1 pseudogene is annotated in these 1,718 nt (G+C 65.0%); it reads right to left on the bottom strand.

Going from position 1 to position 1,718, the window contains the following annotated elements:
• Positions 1–91 precede the first annotated feature (91 nt).
• Positions 92–1,089 (bottom strand): annotated as a pseudogene (gene trpS / locus AB0D27_RS45445) (tryptophan--tRNA ligase).
• Positions 1,090–1,718 lie beyond the last annotated feature (629 nt).

Genomic DNA, 1,718 nt, shown 5'->3' with positions numbered 1-1,718 from the left:
AAGACCCCAAGCCGTTCATCTGGACCAAAACAGCCGAAGAAATCCTCGACTCCCTCGCCCGCCTCTGCCGACGGATCTCTGGCGCAGGACACTAGTCAGCCGCCAGCAAACCGATCGCCCTGTACGCCGCGTCCACCGTCGGCCGCGCCATCTCTCTGGCCTTCTCCGCACCGCGCCGCAACACCCCGCCCACATATGCGGGATCCGCGCACAACTGCTTGTGCCTCTCCTGTACGGGCCTGAGGAGTTCGACCACGGCCTCGGCGGTGTCCTTCTTCAAAGCGCCGTACGACTCATATACACCGCTCAAGGCCTCAGGGTTCCCACCCTCACACGCGGCGAGGATCTCCAGCAGATTCGAGACCCCGGGCCGCGCCTCCCGGTCGTACTCCACGACCTGCCCGCTGTCCGTGACGGCCCGCATGATCTTCTTCCGCACGACGTCCGGCTCGTCGAGCAGATAGACGACGCCGGGCCCGACGTCATCGCTCTTCCCCATCTTCGACATCGCTCCTGCAGATTCATGACCCGCGCCGCGACCTTCGGCTGGGTGGCCCGAGGCACCACGAACGTGTGCCCGTACCGCTGGTTGAACCGCACCGCGAGATCCCGCGTCAGCTCCACATGCTGCGTCTGGTCCTCGCCCACCGGCACCTCATCGGTCCCGTAGGCCAGAATGTCCGCCGCCATCAGCACGGGGTACGTCAGCAAGGACAGCCGCACACTCCCGCCCCGCTCCCGCTCCCGCGCGGCCTTCTCCTTGTACTGGATCATCCGCCGCATCTCGCCGTCGGTCGCGACGCACTCCAGCAGATACGACAGCCGCGCGTGCTCATCCACATGACTCTGTACGAACACGGTGCACAGCTCCGGATCGAGCCCCGACGCCAGCAACAGCGTCGCCGCCTGCCTACTGAGCCTGCGCACCCGCCCGGGATCGTGGTCCACCGTCAGCGCGTGCAGGTCGACGATGCAGAACAGGGCATCAGCCCGGTGCTGATCGACATCGGCCCACCGCCGTACGGCACCCAAGTAGTTGCCCAGCGTCAGATGCCCGGTCGGCTTGACCCCGCTGAAGATCCGCGTCATCTCTCCACCTCCTGGTCGAGGCCGCCGCGCCCGCCGGCCGGCTCTCCAGGAGGGAGATACAGAAACGGCCGCCGAGGCGGCGGCCGTTGAGTACATACGTGAGTACGGCCGCCTCAGGCGGCCCACCACTCCTGGGTGCACGTATGTGTCGTCATGCGCCCGAGAGTACGCCTCCAGGGGGTGTACCGGAGTGGAGTTGACACGCCCCGACCCCGTACGTAGTGTTCTCCGAGTTGTCCGACGTGAGCGCCGACTCCGGTCGGTCCCCGGACAGCCATTCCGCACCACCACACAACGATCGACGACTCGTCGTCGGCTCGTTTTCATGCGTGTTTGCGAAATGAGGAATCCGCGTTCGAAAGGGCGCCACCCCGATTAGCTCGGGAGCCAGGAATCCGCTAAAGTCTCACTCGTCGGAACGGCCCAACAGCCGCGAAGACAAGTCCCGCTGACTGGGAATCAGGCCCGAAAGGATCTGATAGAGTCGGAACCGCCGGAAAGGGGAACGCGAAAGCGGAAACCTGGAAAGCGCCGAGGGAATCGGACACGAAAGAGTCTGATAGAGTCGGAAACGCAAGACCGAAGGGAAGCGCCCGGAGGAAAGCCTGAGAGAGTCTCTCGGGTGAGTA

The organism is Streptomyces sp. NPDC048415 (genome assembly GCF_040651675.1).
Lineage (GTDB): Bacteria > Actinomycetota > Actinomycetes > Streptomycetales > Streptomycetaceae > Streptomyces.
The sequence above is the reverse complement of the archived record's forward strand: the minus strand, read 5'-3'. Positions and strand labels throughout refer to the sequence as shown.